2 protein-coding genes and 1 pseudogene are annotated in these 3,448 nt (G+C 58.5%); 1 reads left to right on the forward strand and 2 read right to left on the reverse strand.

Annotation, left to right across the window (positions count from 1 at the left end; translation table 11 throughout):
* Positions 1-232, forward strand: a pseudogene (locus Q0072_RS08960) (urocanate hydratase); the annotation flags it as partial.
* Positions 233-508: 276 nt separating this feature from the next.
* On the opposite strand, the gene Q0072_RS08965 reads toward Q0072_RS08960, so the two are convergent.
* Together Q0072_RS08965 and Q0072_RS08970 are read right to left on the reverse strand one after the other, a co-directional pair.
* A complete protein-coding gene (locus Q0072_RS08965) occupies positions 509-1,438 on the reverse strand; it encodes a hypothetical protein (RefSeq protein ID WP_298328728.1) in 930 nt (309 codons plus the stop codon).
* Positions 1,435-3,448 (reverse strand): tetratricopeptide repeat protein (locus tag Q0072_RS08970; RefSeq protein WP_298328731.1); only part of this gene is annotated, 2,014 nt, incomplete at its 5' end. The genes Q0072_RS08965 and Q0072_RS08970, both read right to left, overlap by 4 nt.

Here is a 3,448-nt window from a genome sequence, read left to right on the forward strand (position 1 = left end):
CGGTGCCACCTGGGTGTCGCTGCACCATGGCGGCGGTGTGGGCATGGGCTTCTCGCAGCATAGCGGCGTCGTCATCGTCGCCGACGGCACAGATGCCGCGGCCCGCCGCCTGGAACGCGTGCTGTGGAACGACCCCGCCACCGGCGTCATGCGCCACGCCGACGCCGGTTACGACATCGCGCAGACTTGCGCGCGGGAAAAGGGGTTGGATTTGCCGGGGATATTGGGGTGATCCCCGCCCCTGTAGCCCCCCCTTTTTTCCGTCATCCCGGCGCACGCCGGGACCCAGGGGCCAAGCGCAATACGGTAGGGTTTGGCACCGCTCAAAGCCAAGTGGAGAGGTCGGCCCTGTAATCCTGGGTCCCGGCCTTCGCCGGGATGACGGGAGAGGAGTTGCCGATAAACCTGCATTTCCGCCAATTTCAACATCCGATGGAATCCCGGACAGTAGTGGGCCTTCGCCGGGATGACGGGGAGAGGAGCGCGCAGGTGCGGCCCCCTTCGTCCGTCACCCCTGCGCAGCGGGCGGGGTGGGGGCCCTCAGCTTTTCCTGCAACTGTGTCAGCGTTGATTGGGCGCTCTCACCCTGCGTCAGCCATTCCCGGTGTTCCTGGATCAAATGCTCGCATAGCTCTTCCACCCACGTCTCCAGCGCGGTGGTATCGCCCGCCTGGACCTTGCCCCCCACCTGGACAAGACGCCCACGCATATCGATCAAGTTTTCCCAGGTCTGGCGATAGCGATCGGCATTGCGCAGATTCTGGCCAAGCGTTTCCTGCGTCGTGACAAAGCTGGCCACGGTGGTGCCCAATACCCCGGCCAGGACCCAGACAGGCGCGACGAGCCCACCCGTCATCACCCCAGCCGTCCCCAACGCCGCCGCAATAGACCCGATCAGCAACCAACGGCGACCGGATTTACCATGCTTGTCAGATCGGTCATGATAATAATCAATCCAATCGTTCAGATAATATTCTTTCATATAATCTAAGCATTTTACTTGGGTATTCGTGTCCTTATCGCGCGCCAATTCAACCAGTTTTCTAAAAAACTCAAGGCGTCTGCTTTCCGCCTTGGCCCGCGCCGTCAGCCATGATTTCATCAACGCGCCGCTGCCAAGGTAGTTCAGCGCCACCGTCGCCGCAAATCCGGCCGCCCCGCCCAACAGGCCCAGTGCCGGTGCCGCCCAAGCCCAGTCCCCGTTCTGTACCGCCAGCGCCGCCGCCCCCAGGAATGTCGCCGCCGCAACCCCAAAATTGGCCACCCATGCACAGATGCGGAACCGCCATCGGCTGGCCACCGCATCTGCATCCGCCACCCCGAACAATTGCGCCTTCAGCGCCAGTTCCTCTGCCTGCAATATCGGCATCAGCGCCGGGGCATCAAACCGAAGCGCCTCTGCATGCTGCGCAGGATCAAGCTTGTAGGCTGGCTTCATGATGACGGGCCTGCGGATTGCATCTGGTGGAGTATGCTGGCAAATTGTTGCGTACGTTTATGGCTCATGCCGAGCACGTTTGAAGCCAAATCCAAAGCATCCTTTTGCAATGAAATAGCTTCCTCCTTCTTGTCCGATTGCCACAGAGCGCAGGCTAAGTTGCACATACTATCTATGGTTTCTGGATGGCCAACCCCTTGCCTACGCACCCGAATTGGCAAAATCGCACGATGCAATGCCAGTGATTTGTCTAACTCACCCATAAACCTTAGCGCTTCTGCCAAGCCATTAAAACAACTTAAAGTAAATGGATGTTCTTCACCGAAATCACGAATCCATACTGACAGTACTTTCTCATAAAGAACTCTGGCTTGGTTAAAATTTCCCTTACCGCAGTGTATATTAGCGATGTTAAGCATACTCCTCATTATATCTACATAATCTTTGTTATCAAAAATGGCATTTTGAATTTTTAGAACGCTCTCATATGTTTTCAGAGCATCATCCAGATTGCCTTGAAGCCACAGGGTTCCAGCCAAGTTGCCCATCACAGTTAACGTGAACTGATTTTCCGATCCCAGTGTGTGCTCAAGGATGGTTAGAGTTGCCTCTTGGAGCGCCTTCGCCGCGGCAAAATCTCCCTGGGCTCTCAATGTTTCAGCTAGATTGTTCGCACTAATAAGTGTCCTCTCATCAATAATCCCACAAGCTTTACGACAAAGCTCTAACTCCATTTCCTGTATAGCACGCGCATTGGATAATTTTCCCTGATTGAAAACTGATAATCCTATATTGCTCATGGATGTTAAGGTGTCAACATGATGTTCACCTTGTAACTTGCTTCTAATGCGCCACTCTGATTGAAATAAGCTTGCCGCTGATGAGTAATATCCCCGTGTTCTTTCAAGCCACCCAACACAACCCAATAGGGTTGCTGCCTCGATATCCTCTGCCCCATTCACCAACGCCAGAGCATGGGGCAGTAGGGGAGTCAGCCGTCGATGGTGTTGGATTTCTGTGGCATCGCACATCACCCCAATCATCGCGCCCATCACCGCCTGCCGCAGCCCCCCTGCCGCAGGCCGATGAAAGCGGATGGTGCGGGAGACCAGGATATGGGCGGCGATGTTGTCATCATCCACCCGCTCCAGCAGCCCCTCGCCCGTCGCGGCCTTGATGGCGGTGGCGCTGGTCACCGGGTCGGGTTCATCCGCCCCCACCAAAACCCCCAACACCGCCGCGATAAACGCCCTCGGGATCGGCTCCACGGCCAGCAACGATGCGATTTTCAGGACCGTCAGGGCCTTGGGCGGCAGGTGCTGGATGGAATGCAGCAGGGTTGCCGCCACCGCCGGTTCATGCCCATTGGGCAATTCGTCGGCCAGGTCGACCACCAGGTCCAGGGCATCCTGTCCTGGGTTCTGTAGCAGGGCCAGCATGGGGCCAAACCCCATCTCCTGCACCGCCGCCCCGGTCACATCCACGGCCAGGGCATGGTTGCCCAACAGACGCAGGATATCCCGCGCCGCCGCCCGTTCCGCGTCCGTCTTGGGTTGCCGGCGGCTGGTCAGCAGGTCAAACGCGGCCTCATCATCCAGTTGTTCCAACGCGATGGGCTTGCCATTGCCGCTCAACCCGCCTGACCGGCTGGTGACCAGGGTCTTGCCCTGGGCGCTGGGCGCGCGCCAGCGGTGCAGCAACTCCGCCTTGGCCCCCGCTGGCAGATCATCAACGACCCAGAGATAGGAACCCACCCCCTCCAGACGCCGCCGCAGCGCCCCCTCAATGGCCGGAAGTTCCTGCCCTTTGATCTCCATCCCCAACTGCTGTGCCAGATCCAGCATCTGGCCCTGATATTGCTGCTCCGGCGTGGTCCTAGTGTCCGGCGGGCTGGCCGACAGCCAGAAGATGCCGCCGGGATAGGCGGCGCCAAAACGCAGGGCATATTCCTCGGCCAGCAGCGATTTGCCGATGCCGCCCATGCCATGTACCCGGACCAGATCATTGCCC

Source organism: Asticcacaulis sp. (assembly GCF_027484505.1).
GTDB lineage: Bacteria > Pseudomonadota > Alphaproteobacteria > Caulobacterales > Caulobacteraceae > Asticcacaulis.

What these genes read in the sequence shown, in the direction of transcription:
- Q0072_RS08965 (WP_298328728.1), bottom strand. Translation starts at nt 1,438, where the DNA reads ATGAAGCCAGCCTACAAGCTTGATCCTGCGCAGCATGCAGAGGCGCTT.